The organism is Paenarthrobacter sp. AB444 (assembly GCF_028736865.1).
Lineage (GTDB): Bacteria > Actinomycetota > Actinomycetes > Actinomycetales > Micrococcaceae > Arthrobacter > Arthrobacter nicotinovorans_B.
The window spans coordinates 1-19,533 of record NZ_JAQZBY010000005.1; the positions used below are offsets into that span (position 1 = coordinate 1).

The window sequence follows — 19,533 nt, forward strand, 5'->3', positions numbered from 1 at the left end:
CCGGCTACGAGAGGCATGCGTTGTTCCTTTGGCGGGGGTTGCGGTGGTGGGAGTGGCTTAGCGGGCGCCGAGGAGGTGTTCGATAGCCAGCTGGTTGAGGCGGATGAACGCGAACGAGCGCTCAGCTGCCTTGTCGGCGTCGAACGTGTCGAAGGCGCTGGCGTCAGCCAGCAGGTCAGCGGTGGTTTCGCCTGCACCCAGGGTGCTCTCGCCGAGCTCGAACACGCCCGAGGTTGCCAGGGCTTCCTGTACTTCGGGATCCGCGCGGAAGGCCAGGGCGCGTTCCTTCAGCAGGAGGTACATGGACATGTTGGACTTGGCCGATTCCCAGACGCCGTCGTAGCCATCGGTACGGGAGGGCTTGTAGTCGAAGTGGCGCGGGCCCGTGTACTTGGGGCCGCCGTTGGGGAAGCCGTTCTCCAGGAGGTCCACAGTGAAGAAGGCGCTGGTGAGATCGCCGTGGCCGAAGACGAGGTCTTGGTCGTACTTGATGCCACGCTGGCCGTTGAGGTCAATGTGGAAGAGCTTGCCGGCCCACAGTGCCTGGGCGATGCCGTGGGTGAAGTTCAGCCCGGCCATCTGCTCGTGGCCCGTTTCAGGGTTGAGGCCCACGATGTCGCCGTGCTCCAGCTGGGCAATGAACGCAAGGCCGTGGCCCACGGTGGGGAGGAAGATGTCGCCGCGTGGCTCGTTCGGCTTGGGTTCCAGGGCGATGCGCAGGCCGTAGCCCTTCTCCTTGATGTACCCGGCGGCGGTGTCAACGCCTTCCTTCATGCGGTCCAGTGCCGCTGCGAGATCCTTTGATCCGTCGTACTCGCTGCCTTCGCGGCCGCCCCACATGACGAAGGTTTCGGCGCCAAGCTCAGCCGCGAGGTCGATGTTCCGGAGGATCTTGCTCAGTGCGAAGCGGCGGATGGAGCGGTCGTTGGAGGTGAATCCGCCGTCCTTGAAGACCGGGTGGCTGAAGAGGTTGGTGGTGACCATGGGCGTCTTCAGTCCGGTTTCGGCCAGGGCTGCCTTGAAGTTCTTCAGGATGAGTTCGCGCTCGGAGGCGCTCGCATCGAAGGGAATCAGGTCATTGTCATGGAAGGTGATGCCGTAGGCGCCGAGTTCGCTCAGCTTGTGGACTGCTTCGACCGGATCCAGTGCCTGGCGCGTCGCCACGCCGAAGGGGTCGGCGCCGGTCCAACCGACCGTCCAGAGACCAAAAGTGAACTTGTCTGCAGGGGTGGGCTGCGGGGTCATGATTGCTCCTTTGCAAGGCAACGGGAAAGAAATGAAAAACAGCGTTCCAATTAGTTTTCAATCTGAACTATATGGGGGATGATGGATCATGGTCAATGGAAGTCCGCAAGAAATTTTTCAATCGATGAGGAGGTCCCTGCCGATGAATGAGCCAACAGCGCCCGGACGCGTGGGTGACGTCCGCCGTCGAAATCTTTCGCTGGTGTTGGACTCGATTGCCAAAACCGCTGACGCCAAACCCAGCCGCGCGCAGCTCGCTGCCGGCACCGGGCTCACCAAGGCCGCGGTCTCCAGCCTTGTGGCGGATCTTGTCGAGTCGGGGCTGGTGTCCGAGGTCGGCCTTTACCGTGATGGCGAGCGGGGACGGCCGGGGCAGGGCTTGGAACTGAACTCCCGCCGGGGTGTGGTCGGCATGGAGATCAACGTCGATTATCTGGCCGTGGGCCTGGTGGACCTCGCGGGAAACCTTCGTTTCCATTCTGCCGTTGAGTCGCGGAACCGCGCAGTGCCGCCCGCACAGGTCATGGACCAGCTGGCTGTTTTGGCCGCTGAAGCCAAAGCTGCGGCAGCGGCCGAGGACATTGCCATCCTGGGCGGGGGGTTGGCGGTGCCGGGTCTGGTGGATGACAAGGGTGACGTCGTGCTGTCCGCCCCCAACCTTCATTGGGAGCATGAGAAGTTGCGTCCTCAATCCCTGCTGGAGGGCGCACCGCTGGGCGTCAAACTCTCCAACGAAGCCAACAGCGCAGCCCTCGGCGAGCTTTGGTATGGCGGAGGGCCAACTGACTTCCTGTACGTCTCGGGTGAGGTTGGTGTCGGTGGTGGAGTCATCATTGGCTCCGAGCTGTACACCGGACCAGGGGGATCGGCGGGCGAGCTGGGGCATATCGTGGTGCACCCCGAGGGTCCCGCATGCTCGTGCGGCGGTGCGGGCTGCCTTGAGACCTTTGCCGGCCAGGAAGCCATTTTCGAAGCGGCCGGGATTGCCGCGGGCACGCTGGGTGAGCGGACCGACATGCTGCTGGCGGCGTTGGGCGCCCACGAGCCCAGGGCCACTGCGGCAGTTCACGACGCCGGTCGCTACCTGGGCGTTGCGCTCGCCTCGGCCGCGCGGTTGATGGATATTGAAGCCGTGGTCCTCGGCGGGCATTTCGCTGTTCTTGGGGAGTGGCTCAGGCCCTCCCTCCTGGCCAGCCTGGAACGGCATGCGCCCGGGCTCCTGGCTCCGGAAAACCTCACGGTGTCCGGGCTGGAGCATTCCGGCACGCTCCTGGGCGCCGCCGGCCAGGTGATCCGCTCTGTTATCGAGTCGCCTTTCGAGTTTCTGTTGGCGAGCAAATTGGCCTGAAGCACAGGCAATTTCGGCGGGGTTCTTCCGGAGTTTTCATCAGTATGCTTAGTATTGATGAGTCAGCTGTTCGCGCAAACTACCCACGGACGAGTGCCTCATGACTACACAAGACTCAGCCCACAAAAGTACAACCAAAGCGCAGACCGCGCCTTCGCCGGAAGATTCCAGTAAGCCGGACAGTCCCAACGACCTCGTCAAGCCTACGTGGACCTACATCGCCAAGCGCACGCTCAGCGAGTTCAGCAAGGACCAGTGCCCCGATGCCGCTGCAGGTCTGACGTACTACGCTGTTTTGTCGCTCTTCCCGGCGCTCTTGGCCCTGGTGTCGGTCCTGGGACTCTTTGGCGATGCGGGCAAGACCACTTCAGCCATCCTTGATATCGTCCAGCAATTCGCGCCAGGACCTGGTGTGGAGGCCATGCGCCAACCGATCGAGGAGCTCACCCGATCCAACTCTGCGGGCTTCGCCTTGGTTTTCGGTGTCCTGGCGGCTCTCTGGTCCGCCTCCGGCTATGTCACCGCCTTCAGCCGGGCCATGAACCGGGTCTACGAAGTGGACGAAGGCCGCGGACTCGTGAAGCTGCGCGGAACGATGCTCGCCGTAACGGTCGTGGCCGTGGTGGGTGCTGCCCTGGTGGCGGCCATGCTGGTCCTCAGCGGGCCCGTAGCCGAGGCGATCGGCGGGGCCATCGGCCTCTCCGAAGCTTTCGTCACCGTGTGGAACATCGCCAAGTGGCCGGTCCTCATCGTGATCGTGGTGGCCATCATCGCCGTCCTCTACTACTTCACTCCCAACGTCAAGCAGCCCAAATTCCGTTGGATGAGCATGGGCTCGCTGATCGCGCTCGTGATTTTCGCCCTGGCTTCTCTGGGCTTCGGCTTCTACGTGGCCAACTTCAGCAACTACAACAAGACCTACGGTGCGCTGGCGGGCGTCATCATCATGTTGCTGTGGCTGTGGATCCTGAACATGTCCCTGCTGTTCGGTGCCGAGTTCGACGCCGAGATGGAACGCGGCCGGCAGCTCCAAGGCGGCATCAAGGCTGAGGAAAGCCTTCAGCTGCCTCCCCGGGACACCAAGCGCAGCGAGAAGCAGCAGAAGAAGGAAGAAGAGTTGGTCAGCCGTGGCGAGGAACTCCGCGAAACCCACGGCGAAGACTCCAAGAAAGACAAATAGATGCCGGCAAGCAAAGATACGAAGCTCAAGACGGTCAGGAACGGCGACCGGCTGCGGATCGGCGGTGAAGTCTTCGAAGTAAGCGCCGTTGAGCCGCAGACTGATACGCACAACATCCGGCTCGAGCTGCAAGGGCACGACGGCGGACTGGTCACCTTGATCGGACTGCCGAAGACCCGGGTGGAGCTGGCAGCGAAAACTTGACAGGGTGTGCGGGGTTTGCGTTTTGCTCTTCACGCCGCGAGTCGACCATGTCATGGTGTTCAGCATGCAGACGTTGTACGAGGCGGCCGGGGGTACCAACTTTTTCCTGAGGCTGGCCGCGGCGTGGCATGCCAGGGTTGTGGCGGACGAAGTAGTGGGCCACGCGTTCCGCCACGGAGTACATCCTGAACATGTCCAGCGATTGGCCGCCTACTGGTGCGAGGCCCTGGGTGGTCCCCGGCTCTATTCCGGGGTGTATGGAGATGAGTCGTCCGTAGTAAGGATGCACAGCGGGAACGGGCCCCACTCAGAGATGGATCGCCGGGCCATCGAGTGTTTTGATCAAGCGCTGGCGGACGTCGGACCTGTGGATGCCCGTCTCCGTAGCGTCCTACACGACTACTTTGCCTGGACTACCACCAACACCATGGCCCGCTACGAACACTCAGCCCAGGATGTTCCGGCCGGACTGCCAATTCCCACGTGGTCCTGGGACGGGCAGGTGATGCGCTGAGACTTGCATCGAAAGCGATGTCGAGCGTGCGGTCACCACCCCTTATGAAACTCAAAACCACGGGACACGCCCACAAGCCGGCGCGTCCGGTCAGCTCCGAAATCAAAGTAGGTGGTGGCCGCACGCCCTTCGGACGCAAAGCGGGCCCCTGCCGTGACCGTGACAGGGGCCCGCTGGATCTTGGAGTGGTCCTCCCGCGGAGCTTAGGGCATCGGCGGGAGGACCACGCTTTTACGCGAACGGGAGGACGAGCTCCGCGTAGCGCTGCTTCATGGTTTCCAGGACAGAGTCGCCGTCCGCGTCCCAGATGTCCTGGTTGAAGATTTCAACCTCGATGTCGCCCGTGTATCCGGCGTCCCTGACCCAGGTGCCGATGGTCGCGAAGTCGATGACGCCGTCGCCCATCATGCCGCGCGAGAGCAACGCGTCGGCGGCGATCGGCAGGTTGAAATCGCACACCTGATAGGAGGCGATGCGGTCTTCGCGTCCGGCACGTTCGATCTGCGCCTTCAGCTCCGGATCCCACCAGACATGGAAGGTGTCGACGGCGACGCCGACGGCCTTCGCGTCGTACGGCGCGGCAAGATCCAAGGCCTGGCCCAAAGTGGAAATGAGTGCACGGTCAGCCGCGTACATCGGGTGGAGCGGCTCAAGGACCAGGCGGACGCCGTTCTCCGAGGCGAACGGGACCAGTTCCTCCAGGCGATCGGCCACACGCTGGCGGGCGGCGACGACGTCCTTCTCTCCGGGAGCCAGTCCGCCGACCACCAGGAACAATTCCTGCGTGTCCAGGGCAACGGCTTCACGGATGGCCTCGAAGTTGTCGGCCAGCGCGGCGGCCTGTCCCTCGGTGTCGGCCGCGGTCAGGAACCCGCCACGGCACAAGGACGAGACACGAAGCCCGGCGTCCTTGATCAGCTTGGCGGCCTTGTCGAGCCCGGCCTCTGCCACGCGGTCACGCCACGGTCCAATGGCCGGAATGCCTGCCCGTGCGCAACCATCCACGGCCTCGGCGAGGGTCCACTTCTTGGTGGTGGCGCTGTTGAGGGAGAGTCGTGAGAAGTCGCTCATGCGCCCACCCCGTTGATGCGCAGGTAATCGGACATGCGGAACGCGGCCAGCGATGGATCCTTCAGCAAGCCCGCTTGGTCGGCCAGCTCGAAGGTCTTTGCCAGGTGCAGGACCGAACGGCCCGAATGCAGGCCGCCCACCATCTGGAAGCCGGGCTGTTTGCCGTTGAGCCAGGACAGGAAAGCGATGCCTGTCTTGTAGTAGAAGGTCGGGGCGCTGAAGATGTGCTTTCCGAGCTCACGGGTGGAGTCCAGGATGGCGCGCCCTTCCGCACCGTTGCCGGCGTCGTACTTCTGCAGGGCGACCGAAGCGGCAGGGTAGATGGCCGCGAAGATGCCCAGCAGGGCGTCCGAGTGGTGGGTCTCGTCGCCGTCGATCAGTTCGGGGTAGTTGAAGTCATCGCCCGTGTACAGGCGGACGCCTTCCGGCAGGGTCGCGCGGAGGGCGACCTCGTGCGAGGCGTCCAGCAACGAAACCTTGACCCCGTCGACCTTGTCCGCGTGTTCCCGGATCAGGCTGAGGAACGTTTCGGTAGCTACGGAAACGTCGTCCGAGCCCCAGTAGCCGGCCAGCGCGGGGTCGAACATGGTGCCGAGCCAGTGCAGGATGACGGGCTGGTCCACCTCCTGCAGGAGCGTGGAGTAGACATGCAGGTAGTCGTCGGCGCCATTCGCAACTTTGGCCAGGGCGCGGGACGCCATCAGGATCACCTTGGGACCGGCTTCGCTGACGACGGCGATCTGCTCGCGGTAGGCATCAATCACCGCCTGGACGCCGGCTGCGCCGTCGGGAAGGGAAGTGATGTCCAGCTGGTCGGTGCCCGCGCCGCAGGACACAAGGTCGCGGACGGACTTGCCGGCAATTGCGGCGTTTCCTGCTGAAACAACCGAAGCGGCCTCCGCGCCGGTGCGCTTGATGAGCTGCTGGGTTGCTGCCCAGTCCAGGCCCATGCCGCGCTGGGCAGTGTCCATGGCGTCGGCGACGCCCAAGCCGTAGGACCAGAGCTCGTGGCGGTAGGCCAGCGTCGCGTCCCAGTCGAGCTGTGCCGGCGCGCCGGGCGTGTTGTCGGCAGCGACTTCGGGGATGACGTGGGCCGCGGCGTAGGCCCGGCGGGCGCTCAGTGGAGCGGTTGGTTTGGCCCACGTGGTGGCGGCCTGGAGGCGGTACTCGCGGGTGCCGCCGTCGTCGGTGGGAAGGATCAGTGACGTCATTAGAGGGTGATCTCCGGGATGTCGATGGTGCGGCGCTCGGCCGAGGACTGCAGGCCCAGCTCGGCCAGCTGCACGCCGCGGGCGGCGGAGAGCAGGCCGAAGCGGTGCTCGCGGCCGGCGACGACGTCGCGCAGGAACTCTTCCCACTGCAGCTTGAACCCGTTGTCCAGTTCAGCGTTGGCGGGGACTTCCTGCCACTGGCTGCGGAAGGACTCGGTGACGGGAAGGTCCGGGTTCCAGACCGGCTTGGGGGTGTGGGCGCGCTGCTGCGCAACGCACTTGTTCAGACCGGCGACGGCGGAACCGTGCGTGCCGTCGATCTGGAACTCCACCAGTTCGTCGCGGTAGACGCGGACGGCCCAGGAGGAGTTGATCTGGCCGATGACCTCGTTGCCGCCCGGCGTTTCGAGTTCAAAGATGCCGTAGGAAGCGTCGTCGGCAGTGGCCTTGTATTCCTTACCGGCCTCGTCCCAACGTGCCGGGATGTGCGTGGCGGTCTTGGCGTTCACGCTCTTGACCTTGCCGATGATGCCTTCCAGGACGTAGTTCCAGTGGCAGAACATGTCCGTGGTCATTCCGCCGCCGTCTTCCTTGCGGTAGTTCCAGGACGGCCGCTGGGCGGCCTGTACGTCGCCTTCGAAGACCCAGTAGCCGAACTCGCCGCGGATGGAGAGGATGCGGCCGAAGAAGCCCTCGTCCACCAGGCGCCGCAGCTTGACCAGGCCGGGGAGGTACAGCTTGTCGTGGACCACGCCTGCAGTTACGCCGGCTTCCTTGCCGATCTGTGCAAGCTCGATGGCCTCATCCAGGGTCTCGGCGGTGGGCTTCTCGGTGAAGATGTGCTTGCCGGCGCGCATGGCCTTCTTGAGGGTGGCTGCGCGGAGACTGGTCATGGAGGCGTCGAAGACGATGTCCACGGTGGGGTCGTTGATAACGGCGTCCAGGTCCGTGGTCCATTCGGAGACCTTGTGAAGCTCGGCGAGCTCGCGGATCTTGGCTTCGTTCCGGCCAACCAGGATCGGTTCCACCTGGACCTTGGTGCCGTCTTCAAGGGTGAAGCCGCCGGCGTCGCGAATGGGGAGGATGGACCGCAGCAGATGCTGGCGGTAGCCCATCCGGCCGGTGATGCCGTTCATGGCGATGCGGATCGTCTTTGTTTCGAAGCCCATGTTTTCTCCAGTGCCTGATGTGCCGGTCGCTGTGCGGATGCCGGTGCTTGGTTGGTCTTGTCTTGGGAGAGCGCCCATCTTGGAAAGCGCATTCCCGCTGAGATTGATGATGCATCATCGCGCGCTCGTTGGCAAGCGCTTTCCCGGAATTGACGAGGAACTGCCATAATTTTCTTAGCGCCAGCCCCGGCGCTTGAAGAAGAGGAGTCTCCCCTTTGGCCGCCAGCACACTGAGTGAAGTTGCCCGCCTGGCCGGGGTCTCCCTGGCTACGGCCTCCCGGGTTCTGAACGGCTCGTCCCGGAAGCCCGCCGAGGACATCGCGGAGCGGGTCCGGGAGGCCGCCGACAAGCTCGGCTACATTCCCAACGCCCAGGCCCAGGCTCTTGCGAAATCCAGCTCCGGACTCATCGGACTTGTAGTCCACGACATCGCGGATCCCTACTTCTCAGCCATCGCGCGCGGCGTCCAGGAGGCCGCCCGAAAGCAGAACCGCATGGTGTTGCTGGCCAGCACCTCCGGAGCTCCCATGGATGAGAAGGAAGCGGTAGCTGCCTTCGCCGCACGCCGCGCCGACTCCATCGTGATCGCCGGGTCCCGCTCCGCACGGGAAGAAGACCAGCAGGGCAACGCGGAACTGGCTGCTGAGTTGGATAGATATTGCCGCAACGGGGGACAGGTGGGCGTTGTAGGCCACCCCGTCGTGGGAGCTGCCGCTTCGGAGGGCTACCACGTGGTGAAGGTTCCCAATGAGGACCTTGCTTCCGGGCTCGCCGAGCAACTTTCGGCCCACCATGACGGCGGATTCGTGATCATCGCCGGTCCTGAGGGGCTGTTCACCTCAGACGACCGCGTCCGCGGCTTCCAGCGTGGCTTGTCCGACGCCGGCCGCCCGGCTGCCGAAGTCATCCGCACCGGGTTCAATCGTGCCGGAGGTTTCGAGGCGGGCCGGGCACTGGCGGAACGCATCAAGTCCTCGAAAGAACGGCTCTGCATCTTCGCCGTCAACGATGTCATGGCCATCGGGGTCACCGCTGCCCTCCGGCCGGAGGGTGTGTGGATTCCCCGCGATGCCACTGTTGCCGGCTTTGATGACATCGAAACCCTCCGTGACTTCCGCCCCGCCCTGTCCACGGTTCACCTGCCCTTGGAAGACATTGGGCGCCTCGCAGCCGGCGATCAGGACACTCCTCCGGTCAGTGGATCTGTGCAGCTGCGCCGTAGCACCGAGTTCTAAGGCCTGCTTGTGCCGAGATCGCTGGAAACCTGCCATTTCACCGCAAGCTTCCATACGAAACCGCAGCGTTGCAGCGAACTCGATGCCGTGCCCCCGCCCTAGTCCTCGCCCAGGGTGAGCGCGTGCAGGAAGACGGCGTCGCTGAGCACGTTCTCCGGCAGGTTGTCCTGGACGAACTCCAGCATGATGTCCAGGTCCGTGCCGTTGCCGCGCAGGACATCGGCGACCATCTGCCAGAGTCCGGCCCGGTTCTGCAACGGAAATCGCTCGCCTGCCGGTCCCCAGGAGAAGCAGTGGACGCCTGCCACATGCGGGAGGACCTCGTGCAGCGAGTCCAGCGCCTGCTGGTCTGAAAGCCCGACGGCGGGTTGCCAGTAGGTGCCGACGTTCCGGTGATTCACCCTGTCCAGCAGTTCGAGCGTCGTAGCGGAGGAGTCTGTCAGGGTGTTGCCGTGGTACTCGAAGGCGACGGCGATCCCGCGTCCTGCGGCGAGGTCCGCGATGCGCCGGGTGTCAGTGACCACGGCTTCCCAATGATCCGCAGTGGCCACCGCCGACCCCAGTTCACCGGCCCAGATCCGGATGCGCGGCGCGCCAAGAGCCTCCGCCAGGTCAAGGTTCCGCCCGAAATCGCTGAAGGCCCCAGCCCGGTAGTACGAGCCGAGCGAGAGTACCGCGAGGCCGGCTTCCGTGGTCGCCTGCCTCGCCTGGCGGGCGGACGCGGCGTCACTGACGTGCACATCCGTACCCCATTCGATCCCTGCCAGACCTGCTTCAGCGGAAATCCGGACGACGTCGTCTATCCCGTAGGAGCGGAGGGTAACGGAACAGATGCCGGGGGTGAGGTCAGCCAAGGTGGTGAGGTCGATCATCGGAACAGGATAGCGGGAATGCGCTTACCCGGGTAGCCTCCGGGTTCATTCGAACACCTTCGAAGGCTAATTCGACTTGCTCAGCGTCCGACCCATGATGGCCTGGGTCAAGGCGTCAATGACCTCCGCGTTGGCCAGCGGATTGCGGATCAGCGTGAAGTCGACGTCGCCCACCGGCGGCAGGCCGAACCGCTGGGTGATCACCTTCAAGTCCTCCGGAACGAGTGAGGCGGGCATGACGGCAACCCCAATGCCGGCCCGCACTGCGGCCAGGACACCGCTGATCTGCTTGGTGCTGCAGGTGATCCGCCACGTGCGGCCCGCGGCTTCCAAGGCGTCAATGGCGAGCTTTCTGCTGAGGCTCGGGGCGGGGTAGGCGATCAGGGGGACAGGAGCGCCGGGTTCCAGGACTGTCTGCTCAACACCCACCCACGCGAAGTTGTCATGCCGGACCACGGTTCCCTCCTTGGCCCCGGCCACCCATTTGACGAACACCAGATCCAGCTGGCCCGCGTTGAGCCGTTTGTAGAGTTGGTCGCTTTGGCTGACCGTGAGTTCAAGGTTGATCTGGGGGTACAACTGCCGGAATTCGCGCAGGATCCGGGGCAGGCCCGTGATGGCGAGGTCGTCGGCGGTGCCGAAACGGAGGCGCCCGCGCATGGCCGATCCCGAAAAGTAGCGGGCAGCCGAGTCGTGGGCCGCGAGAATGCTGCGGGCGAAACCGGCCATGGCGTCCCCGTTGTCGGTGAGCCTGACCTCGCGCGTATCGCGGGCCACGAGAACCCGCTTGGCGGCTGCTTCCAACTTCCGGACGTGCTGGCTCACTGTCGGCTGGGCGAGTCCAAGCCGTTCTGCGGCCTTGGTGAAACTCAGCGTTTCCGCAACGGCGAGGAAGGAGCGGAGCTGGACAGGTTCGAACACGGAACTCCTCAAAGCGCAGGTCAGCGCAGGGCACGGGTGCTGCGCGGGGGACGGGAGCCCATTGCATTCCGCAATGCTAGTTATAGGCGCAATACGCTTCCACAATTGCTGCTGGCAACCCTAGCGTTAAACGCATCCCACCGAAACTCCCATCCGAGGACTACTTTTGGCACCCCCACCGCCTTCAGCGGCACACGTCAGCCAGCCCGTCATCGATTCCCTGTCCGCTGGTCCCCTGCCGGAGACAAAGCAACCGGACACCGTCACCCAGCCACTCGCCGTCGTGAGTGAAAAGCTGCCCTGGCGGCACACCTTCATTTCCCTGAAGGTGCCCAACTTCAGGATCTTCGCGATCGGCCACTTCATCGCGGTCATCGCCATCTGGATGCAGCGCATCGCCCAGGACTGGATGGTGCTCCAACTCTCCGGTTCCGTCACCGCCGTCGGAATTACCGTAGCGCTGCAGTTCATGCCGTCCCTGTTCCTTGGCCCCTGGGGAGGCATGATTGCCGACCGCTTCGCCAAACGGAAGATCCTCATCATCTGCCAGTCTGCGGCAGCGGTGCTGGCGGCCGTCCTTGCGGCGCTGTCCCTCACCCACACCGTGCAGGTCTGGCACGTCTACGTGATCGCGTTGGTTCTGGGCTTCGTCACGGTCCTTGACCAGCCCGCCCGGCAGGTGTTCGTCAACGAACTCGTCGGACCCACGTACCTGCGCAACGCCATCAGCGTCAACTCCACCACGTTCCAGCTTGGCGGGCTCATCGGCCCTGCCCTCGCCGGCTGGTTGCTGACCGCCGTCGGTGCGGGCTGGGCTTTCGCCGGGAACGCCGTGGCCTGCTGCTCGACCGTGGCCATGTTGATGATCCTCCGGAAGGACCAGCTCCACCTCAGCCAGCCAACGCCGCGGAAGAAGGGCATGCTGCGCGAAGGCCTCAACTACGCGCTCAGCAAGCCCACCATTTACTGGCCGTGGCTGATGGCCGGATTCGTGGCTGTTTTCGCCATGAGCCTGCCGGTCCTGCTGGCCGCCTTCGCGGACCACGTGTACGACGCCGGTGCCGGAGGCTACGGACTGCTGAACGCCATGGTTGCGCTCGGTGCGCTGACAGGGGCCATTGCGTCCACCCGCCGCAGGCAGCTGCGGTTGCGCTCGGTGGTGCTCTCCGCCGGTCTCTACGGACTGATGCTCTGCCTGGCGTCGGTGATGCCGTCCATGGTGTTGTTCAGCGCGACCATGGTCCTCTCCGGTTTCTGGTGCCTGATGTTCCTCACCGCCGCCAACCAGATGGTCCAAACCAGTTCCAACATGAGCATCCGCGGCCGGGTCATGAGCCTTTACCTGGTGGTGCTCATCGGCGGCCAGGCCATCGGCGGTCCCATGATGGGCTGGCTTGCCGAGCACCTCGGTCCGCACTTGGCCATCCTCGTGGCAGGCGGCGTGCCGGCAATCGCTGCTGCGGTAGTCGCCGTCGTTCTTGCCCGGAAGTCCTCGCTGCACATCAAGGTGGACCTGCGGGACCGGCGCCGGGTCCTTCGGATCGTGCAGGAGCCGCAGACGGCCTGATTGCCGTGGTGGCGGAAGCCGCCGTCGGGGCTCCAAGCATGGAAACAAAAGAACCCCGGATCCTTGAGGATCCGGGGTTCGCTGTGAGCGGGCGACGGGAATCGAACCCGCGTATCGAGCTTGGGAAGCTAGCGCTCTACCATTGAGCTACGCCCGCGCTGCCGGCGGAAATCCACCGGGCGAGTCCTAGCTTAGCGCAGTTGTGGGACTCCTCCTGACAAGCGCTCCCGGCCGGGCCCAACGTACGCGGCGGGGTGCCTACTTGAACAGATTCATGCCGTTCCAGCCGATGCCCACCTGCCGTTGTGCGCCCCATGCGCCACTGCCCAATCCGTAGTCCACCAGGTACCCGTCGACTGTTTGAGCGGTGATGCTGCGCGTTCCCGGGCCCGACAAACCGAAGCTTGGGACAAGGGCTTTCATGGTTCCCCACCCGGTTCCGATGCTGCTCGGCAGTCCCTTGAAACCGCCGACGCCGTTGCCCGGGTAGCTGAGCAGGACTCCGGAGGTGGTGGTGGCGAGGATGTCGTTGGCGCCGTCCGCGTCCCAATCGGCCATGGTGAGGCCCATGCCGGCCCACCCCGTCCCGATGTCGACCCGGTACGTCAGCGCCCTGCCGGACGTGTTGGGGTAGTAGCGCAGGCCGCCGTCGGGGAAGTAGCCCACGACGCCCGGGTAGCCCTGGTTGCTGGACCACTTCCCGACTGTGATGGTCATGGCGTCCCAGTCGCCGGTGCCAACGACGATCTGCGTGGAGAAAGCCCCGCCGGGCCAGCCCTTGAACAGACCCAGGGTCCCGTTGTTCCACTGCGCCAGGAGATCGTAGACGCCGTCCGAATCCCAATCGACCACGAACGCCTGCTTCAACCCTGTCCAGTTGGAACCGATCTGTACCGGCGCTCCGTAGCCACCGCTGGCCAGCGCCGGGTAGCGGAGCAGCCGTCCCGCTCCGTCCGCGGCGACGAGGTCCGCCCCGGAAGTGATGCTCGAATAGATGGCGGGGTTGCCGGCAAAGTACTGCTCCAGAGTGGCAAAGCCCCGGCGCTTCATGTCGGTTGCCAGGTCGACGCCGACGTAGCGCAGGTGCCACGGCTCGTAGCTGTACCCCGTGATGTTCGTGTAGCCGTTGGGGTAGCGGATGATGAAGCCATATTTGTACGCATTCGCCGCCACCCACATACCCGCGGCAGTGTCGCCAAAGCAGGTGCTGAGCCCGCAGGAACCGTTGGCGTTGCCGACGTCCACCGCCAACCCCGTTTGGTGCTCGCTGTAGCCGGGCCGGGCCGAGATCAGGTCTGCTTGGGCCTGGCCATACAGGCTGACGTAATAGGCATAAACCTGTTGCTGCTGCGCGTAGGAACGGTAACCGCTCACCACTGCCAGCCCACCCGTCCCGGCATCGGCGGCGCCTTGGAACAGCCCGTTCAGCCAGGCCGCCGCCTGGGCCCGCAGATATTGGCCCGAACCGCGGGCGTTCACCAGGTCACCCGGTGCGTAGGTCACCGGGTTCAGTGGTCGGGACTTGTTCACCAGAACAGACTGGTTGGCAGGATCGCCCACGGGGTCGAGCGCCGGAAGAGGATTGGCCGCCGACGGCACCAGCGCATTCACGACGGCGGCAGTTGCCTTGGCGGGGCTGGCGGCGGTGGTTGAGGTGGCCGGTGCCGCTGTTGCGTTGCCGGCTGTTGCGGGGGCCGCGGCAGCGAGGCCGCCGGCCAGGACGGTGGCGAGGAAGGCAGCGCAAGCCGCCAACCGGCGTCGGCTATTCTTTGGTGTTCCTGCTTGATCCTGAACCCGCATGTCGCCCCCAGTCGGTTTTCTCCAGCGGCAGGACTCTACCCGGCACGGCGGCGCGTGTCAGCAGTGTGCGCTAAAAAGTCATCAGGTAACCATTCGATCAAGGCTCGGTGGTCGTGTGTCGCGGTCGGCGCCGCGCTGACTATTCTGAAGGTGTTAGCTGCAGTGTATGGGGAACCCGGCTACGACATTTGAACCGTAGGCCGAAAGTGGGTTTTCCGTGGCATTCGCAGCCAATGAAGTGGTGATCAGTCGGGACGCCATGACCGTTTACGGTTTCCTTATGGACGGCATGAACAACTCGCTCTGGCGTCCGGACGTGCGCAGCATCGCGCTGCGTTCGGGCATCCGTGGCCAGAAAGGCGCGTTGTACCAGCAGACGGTGGCAGGACCCGGTGGCCGGCCCATCGCAGCGGACTTCACCATCACCGAGGCCCGCCCTGGCGCGGAAGTCCGGTACGCCGTCGTCGCTGGACCCGCCCGCCCAACAGGCGGCTACTACCTCAGTACCGAAGGCGCCACTACCCGGCTCCGCTTCGCGCTGGAGTACCACCCCAAAGGGCTGCGGAAGCTCATGAACGGGATGATCCAGAAGGCGCTGGAAGACGAAGTCGGACAGCTGGAACGGCTCAAGACCGCCATCGAGGCCAGCTCCTAGCTGGCGAACCTCAGGCCACCCCAGCCGTTGCCGATGGTCACGGGAGTGGTGAGGCGACCCGAGGTGAGGTCCCAGTACTCCACCATGCCGTTGCGGTCCAGGCCGGCCACGCCAACGGAGTCGGGACCCGTGAGGCCGCTCAACGCCCTCAACCCGATGTAATCCGTCCACGCGCTTCCCACCACCGGCCGGGACTCCTGCTTGGGCGTGCCCAAACCGCTGCCCCGGTACAGCCGGAGGGTCCCGTTGGGCTCGGTACTGAGCAGGTCCTCGAAGCCGTCGGCGTTGTAGTCCACCATGGTCACCCGGACGGAGGGGTTGCCGGTTCCGATCGCTGCCTGGCTGCGGATGTAGCTCAACCCTGTGTTCTTGTACAGGTACAAGTTGCCGCCCTTGTCCATGGCGACGATCTGGGGCAGCCTGTTGTTGGCACACCACGTCCCTACGGAAATGTTCAGGGTTCCCCACCCCTGGCCCAACACCACAGGATCCTTGAAGCCGCCGCTTTGAAGCCCGGGATAGACCAGCAGCGCACCGTCAAGGCGTTGATACAGAAGGTCGAAGACACCGTCGCGGTCCCAGTCCGTTACAAAGAGATCCTTGAGGCCCACGAATCCGGCCCCGATCCGCTTGCCCGGACCAAACCTGCCGTTGCCCCACGATGGATACGCCACCACGGAACCGTCACCTGCGATGGACACAAGATCGGCGGCGCTGCTGATCGAGGCCGCACCCAAGTCGACCGTTGGTGGCTGATGCTTCGATCCGGGTTCACAGACAGCCACGGGATCAGTCGGCGGTGTGACCGTTCCGCCGGGGCTGGTGGTGGTCCCCGCTGGCAGCGTCGTGTAGCCGAAGAAGTTGACCACGCCCCAAAGGGTGTAGCGGTTGGGGGTCGTCTGCCAGTTGCCGTCCGTGTACGTGATGCCGATGCCCATGACGTTGAACCGGGGATCCCGCAACAAAGCATCGTGGCCCGGTGAGCCCTTCCACCACTCCACAAGCTGCGCCGCGTCGCGGTCCCAACGCACAGCAATGACCTCGCCCGCCCCATTGTTCGGGTTCATCGCGCGGGGGTCGGTCCAGAAGTTGGGGCGGTGCTGGATCACTTCACGCGTTGCAATGTTGTTGGACCACTCCTGGGCCAGGCTTGCCACTGTTGCGTGGTACTTCACCGGTGCCAGGCCCAACGATGCCCGGTAACTGTTGATCGCGTTGAACACCGTCAGGATCGCGGCACTGTTGTTATCCGGCAGGAGCGCCAGGGCTCCGTCCTCGAGCTGCGGATCGTGCTGGGGGGCTTTGCCGGGGAAAGGCGTGGCGGAGTCGGTGCTGGGGGCTGCCGGGCTTTCCGGACCGGTTGGGTTCTCCGGGGCGGCGCCCGTTGGGGTGGTTACTGGCGACGGCGTCTGGCTGGGTGACGGCGATTGGCTTGGTTCCGTTGCTGTTGCCGTTGGGGTTGGGGTTGGGGTTGGCGTCGCGTTCTGAGTGGATGTGGGCTCGGCGGTCAGTGTAGGCTGCGCGGGCGCCGGACCGGCGGCCTCCGCCGTAGGCGTCGAGCCGGGGGAAACACTACCGGCGCTCTGCTGGGGAGCGGGTTGAGCCTCTGTCGGCTGGGGAGTGGCGGGCGTAGCGGAGGGAGTGGGATCTGACGGATTATCCGGCCCCCATGATGGCCCGATGTTCGGCACAGGCGGAGGTGTCTCAAACACCGGATCGACTGCGACCGGACCGCTTTCGCGCACCGCGGGTGTTTGCGCGGGCGGCTCTGTTGTGGGCTCGGTACTGGAAGAGCCGCCCTCGGCAGGACCCACCGCCGAAGGTGAGGGAGCCGCCGTCGGGCTTTCTTCAGGGACCGCCAGGCCGGAAGGGACGCTGGACGACGGAGTGGCGCTGGTGCCAGGTGCCGCCTCCGTCGCCGGCAGGATCTGGCTGGACGCGGCCATGCAAAGTGCCAGTGCGCCAGCCAGCACAAGAGCGGCAGGCGCTGCCAGTTTGTTCACAATTACCCCGCGGTTGCTCGTTGCCCCCAAGTACGGGCGCGGCTTTACATGTCCGGGAACTATAGTCCCATGGGGCGGCCGGAACAATGCGTGGGGTATTTGGCCGATGGGGTATTTTTGATGACGTGCTGATCTCTGACCGCGACATACGTGCCGAAATCGACTCCCAACGGATTGTTCTTGAGCCGTACGATCCCGCGATGGTGCAGCCGTCTTCGGTGGATGTACGTATTGACCGGTTCTTCCGGCTTTTTGACAACCACAAATACGCCCACATCGACCCGGCAGAAGAGCAGCCCGAGCTGACCCGCCTGGTGGAAGTGGAAGGCGATGAGCCTTTCATCCTGCACCCCGGGGAATTCGTGCTGGGCTCCACGTATGAAACCGTGAGCTTGCCCGATGACATTGCCGCCCGGCTGGAGGGCAAGTCCTCCCTGGGCCGTTTGGGGCTGCTCACACACTCGACCGCCGGCTTTATCGATCCCGGATTTTCCGGACACGTCACTCTTGAACTCTCCAACGTGGCCACGTTGCCCATCAAGCTGTGGCCGGGCATGAAGATTGGCCAGCTGTGCTTCTTCCGGCTCACTTCCGCTGCTGAGCACCCCTACGGTTCCGGCGAATACGGCAACCGCTACCAGGGCCAGCGCGGACCCACCGCGAGCCGCAGCCACCTGAACTTCCACCGGACGTCCATTTAGCTATTTGCGGCGAGAGGTGGGCTTTCGCTTCTTTGTGGGCCATTTCGTCGCCTCTTTCGATTGAGGCGTCGTCCCTCGGTTTAGGGGCGTTACGCCGGAGCGCGGTCCGGGGTCCGGGGCGGGGCTTTGGGGGTTCTCCGGAGGGCCTTGACCGCGGGCTCCACGAAACGGGCTGCCAGTGGGCCAAGGATGGCCATGAGGAGGACGTAGGCCGTGGCCAGCGCCGCGAGTTCGTGTGGAACTGTTCCGGAAGCCACGGCCAGACCGGCGATGACAATCGAGAACTCACCACGGGCAATCAGGGCCGCCCCGGCGCGGAACCGACCGGGCATCGCAATGCCGGCCCTCTTGGCCGCCCAGATTCCCGTGAGCATCTTGGTGGCGGCGGTGAGTACGGCGAGCAGGAGGGCCCAGCCCAGGACCGGCGGAATCGAGGTGGGGTCGGTGTTGAGCCCGAAAGCCACGAAGAAGATCGCCGCAAACAAGTCCCGCAGAGGTTCCAGAATGCGGGTGGCGGTGTGGGCTGTTGCGCCGGAAATGGCGATGCCCAACATGAATGCTCCCACAGCGGCGGAGACCTGAAGGGCCGAGGCAATGCCTGCCACCAGCAGCGCAAGGCCCAAAACATTGAGCAGGAAGACTTCGGAGTTCTCGCTGTGGATGGCTTGGGAGACGCGCTGACCGTACTTGAGGGCGATCACCAGCACCACCGTGACCACGGCCAGGGCGATGCCCACTGTCTGCAACCCGCCCAGGAATCCTACGCCCGCCAGGATCGCGGTCAGGATGGGCAAGTAGATAGCCATGGCCAGGTCTTCGAATACCAGGATCGACAACACGACCGGCGTTTCACGGTTGCCGATGCGGCCAAGGTCGGTGATGACCTTGGCAGCGATGCCCGATGACGAGATGTAGGTAACGCCACCCATGACGATCGCGCCGACCAGCCCCCAACCCAGCAGAACGGCCAATCCCGCGCCGGGCAGGAAGTTCAGGACAAAGTCCATAACGCCCGCCTGCCACGAGCGGCGAAGCCCTGTGACCAGCTCCGACGCCGTATATTCCAATCCGAGCATAAGCAGAAGGAGAATGACGCCAATCTCGCCGGAGAGATGCGCGAACTCGTGCATGCCGTCAAGCTTGACGAACCCGCCGGCACCGAATGCCAACCCGCCGACAAGGTAGAGGGGGATGGGCGACATGCCGATTCGGCCCGCTAATCGAGCCAGGAGGCCGAGGCAGAACACGACGGCCCCCAGTTCAACGAGGGCTAATGCGAGCGGATCCATTCCGGTCAGCCGTTGCGGAGGATGTCGGCTGCCGAGTCAAGTCCTTCCTGGGTGCCGACCGCTACGAGCAGATCGCCGGTGTGAAGAACGACGTCGGGTGCCGGCGAGGGGACAACCTCACCTTCGCGCATGATCGCCACGATGGAGACACCGCTGCGTGTGCGGATTTGGGCCTTCCCCATGGCCTGGTTGACGAACGGGGAATCAGCGGTGATGGAGAACTGGCGTGTGACGATGCCCGGGACTTCGCGGTGTGCTTCGGCCAAGCGCATGGCAATGTGCTGCCCGCCCAGCAGGTTCCCGAGGGTCGAGGCCTCGTCAGCTGTCAACGGAATGGAGGCCTGGCACGTATCCGGGTCATCCCACGTTGAGACGAAAAGCTCCGTTTCGCCCTCGCGCAGTTCCACCACCCCAATACGGCGGCCTGATGCCGTCACGAAGTCCTTCCGGATGCCAAGGCCCGGAAGTTCGGTCTCATCCACGTTCATAGCTCCACCCTAAACTCTGTTGAACCGGTCCGGTACGTTGTTGACGCTCGACAGGTCCTA

The 19,533-nt window shown here is 64.5% G+C and carries 18 protein-coding genes and 1 tRNA gene; 8 read left to right on the plus strand and 11 right to left on the minus strand.

The features are described 5' to 3' along the window. Positions 1 to 57 precede the first annotated feature (57 nt). Positions 58 to 1,245: a xylose isomerase gene (gene xylA, locus PQ627_RS07840; protein WP_274259783.1), complete on the minus strand. Its 1,188-nt coding sequence runs from the start codon at positions 1,243 to 1,245 to the stop codon at positions 58 to 60. 142 nt (positions 1,246 to 1,387) lie between these two features. Between xylA and PQ627_RS07845 the strand changes: the two genes are divergently transcribed. The 4 genes from PQ627_RS07845 (at position 1,388) to PQ627_RS07860 (ending at position 4,491) form a co-directional block, all read left to right on the plus strand. Beyond that, on the plus strand, positions 1,388 to 2,593 hold the full coding sequence (locus PQ627_RS07845) for an ROK family transcriptional regulator (protein WP_144660893.1): 1,206 nt from the start codon (positions 1,388 to 1,390) through the stop codon (positions 2,591 to 2,593). Positions 2,594 to 2,693: 100 nt separating this feature from the next. Next, on the plus strand, positions 2,694 to 3,773 hold the full coding sequence (locus tag PQ627_RS07850) for a YihY/virulence factor BrkB family protein (RefSeq protein ID WP_274259785.1): 1,080 nt from the start codon (positions 2,694 to 2,696) through the stop codon (positions 3,771 to 3,773). Further along, positions 3,774 to 3,977, plus strand: a complete 204-nt coding sequence (locus PQ627_RS07855) for a hypothetical protein (RefSeq protein WP_274259787.1) — start codon at positions 3,774 to 3,776, stop codon at positions 3,975 to 3,977. It begins immediately after the preceding gene. A 64-nt stretch (positions 3,978 to 4,041) separates the two neighbouring features. Next, positions 4,042 to 4,491 carry a group II truncated hemoglobin gene (locus PQ627_RS07860; RefSeq protein WP_274259789.1) on the plus strand — a complete coding sequence of 150 codons (450 nt, stop codon included), beginning with the start codon at positions 4,042 to 4,044 and terminating at the stop codon, positions 4,489 to 4,491. 231 nt (positions 4,492 to 4,722) lie between these two features. On the opposite strand, the gene PQ627_RS07865 is transcribed toward PQ627_RS07860, so the two are convergent. Genes PQ627_RS07865 through PQ627_RS07875 form a run of 3 tightly spaced genes read right to left on the minus strand, consistent with a single transcriptional unit; the run spans position 4,723 to position 7,942 of the window. Further along, positions 4,723 to 5,562: a sugar phosphate isomerase/epimerase family protein gene (locus PQ627_RS07865; RefSeq protein WP_274259791.1), complete on the minus strand. Its 840-nt coding sequence runs from the start codon at positions 5,560 to 5,562 to the stop codon at positions 4,723 to 4,725. Beyond that, positions 5,559 to 6,773, minus strand: a complete 1,215-nt coding sequence (locus tag PQ627_RS07870) for a dihydrodipicolinate synthase family protein (RefSeq protein ID WP_274259793.1) — start codon at positions 6,771 to 6,773, stop codon at positions 5,559 to 5,561. The genes PQ627_RS07865 and PQ627_RS07870 overlap by 4 nt, the downstream gene beginning before the upstream one ends. Continuing rightward, the gene (locus PQ627_RS07875; RefSeq protein ID WP_274259795.1) at positions 6,773 to 7,942 is read right to left on the minus strand and encodes a Gfo/Idh/MocA family protein; all 1,170 of its coding nucleotides are present in this window, start codon (positions 7,940 to 7,942) and stop codon (positions 6,773 to 6,775) included. Before PQ627_RS07875 ends, PQ627_RS07870 begins: the two co-directional genes overlap by 1 nt. 215 nt (positions 7,943 to 8,157) lie before the next feature. Between PQ627_RS07875 and PQ627_RS07880 the strand changes: the two genes are divergently transcribed. Continuing rightward, positions 8,158 to 9,177 carry a LacI family DNA-binding transcriptional regulator gene (locus tag PQ627_RS07880; protein WP_274259797.1) on the plus strand — a complete coding sequence of 340 codons (1,020 nt, stop codon included), beginning with the start codon at positions 8,158 to 8,160 and terminating at the stop codon, positions 9,175 to 9,177. 98 nt (positions 9,178 to 9,275) lie between these two features. Here PQ627_RS07880 and PQ627_RS07885 read toward each other — a convergent pair whose 3' ends face one another. Together PQ627_RS07885 and PQ627_RS07890 are read right to left on the minus strand one after the other, a co-directional pair. Beyond that, entirely contained in the window at positions 9,276 to 10,049 is a 774-nt protein-coding gene (locus tag PQ627_RS07885; protein WP_274259798.1) for a sugar phosphate isomerase/epimerase family protein, read from the minus strand. Positions 10,050 to 10,115: 66 nt separating this feature from the next. Beyond that, the gene (locus PQ627_RS07890; protein ID WP_144660919.1) at positions 10,116 to 10,970 is read right to left on the minus strand and encodes a LysR substrate-binding domain-containing protein; all 855 of its coding nucleotides are present in this window, start codon (positions 10,968 to 10,970) and stop codon (positions 10,116 to 10,118) included. A gap of 166 nt (positions 10,971 to 11,136) precedes the next feature. Between PQ627_RS07890 and PQ627_RS07895 the strand changes: the two genes are divergently transcribed. Next, a complete protein-coding gene (locus PQ627_RS07895; protein ID WP_274259801.1) occupies positions 11,137 to 12,537 on the plus strand; it encodes an MFS transporter in 1,401 nt (466 codons plus the stop codon). A gap of 86 nt (positions 12,538 to 12,623) precedes the next feature. Here PQ627_RS07895 and PQ627_RS07900 read toward each other — a convergent pair. Then, positions 12,624 to 12,694, minus strand: a tRNA-Gly gene (locus tag PQ627_RS07900). A gap of 101 nt (positions 12,695 to 12,795) precedes the next feature. Beyond that, on the minus strand, positions 12,796 to 14,289 hold the full coding sequence (locus PQ627_RS07905) for a M15 family metallopeptidase (RefSeq protein WP_274259803.1): 1,494 nt from the start codon (positions 14,287 to 14,289) through the stop codon (positions 12,796 to 12,798). A gap of 265 nt (positions 14,290 to 14,554) precedes the next feature. Between PQ627_RS07905 and PQ627_RS07910 the strand changes: the two genes are divergently transcribed. Beyond that, entirely contained in the window at positions 14,555 to 14,992 is a 438-nt protein-coding gene (locus tag PQ627_RS07910) for an SRPBCC family protein (protein ID WP_144660929.1), read from the plus strand. Here PQ627_RS07910 and PQ627_RS07915 read toward each other — a convergent pair. Then, the gene (locus PQ627_RS07915) at positions 14,989 to 16,938 is read right to left on the minus strand and encodes a CAP domain-containing protein (protein ID WP_274259805.1); all 1,950 of its coding nucleotides are present in this window, start codon (positions 16,936 to 16,938) and stop codon (positions 14,989 to 14,991) included. The two genes, PQ627_RS07910 and PQ627_RS07915, sit on opposite strands and share 4 nt — an antisense overlap. Before the next feature lie 182 nt (positions 16,939 to 17,120). On the opposite strand from PQ627_RS07915, the gene dcd reads away from it, so the two are divergent. Beyond that, on the plus strand, positions 17,121 to 17,696 hold the full coding sequence (gene dcd / locus PQ627_RS07920; protein WP_021474048.1) for a dCTP deaminase: 576 nt from the start codon (positions 17,121 to 17,123) through the stop codon (positions 17,694 to 17,696). Between the two features lie 89 nt (positions 17,697 to 17,785). Here dcd and PQ627_RS07925 read toward each other — a convergent pair whose 3' ends face one another. Both PQ627_RS07925 and PQ627_RS07930 read right to left on the minus strand, forming a co-directional pair. Continuing rightward, a complete protein-coding gene (locus tag PQ627_RS07925; RefSeq protein WP_144660933.1) occupies positions 17,786 to 18,985 on the minus strand; it encodes a cation:proton antiporter in 1,200 nt (399 codons plus the stop codon). 5 nt (positions 18,986 to 18,990) lie between these two features. After that, complete coding sequence (locus PQ627_RS07930; protein WP_018778177.1) at positions 18,991 to 19,473, minus strand: cation:proton antiporter regulatory subunit; 483 nt, start codon at positions 19,471 to 19,473, stop codon at positions 18,991 to 18,993. Positions 19,474 to 19,533 lie beyond the last annotated feature (60 nt).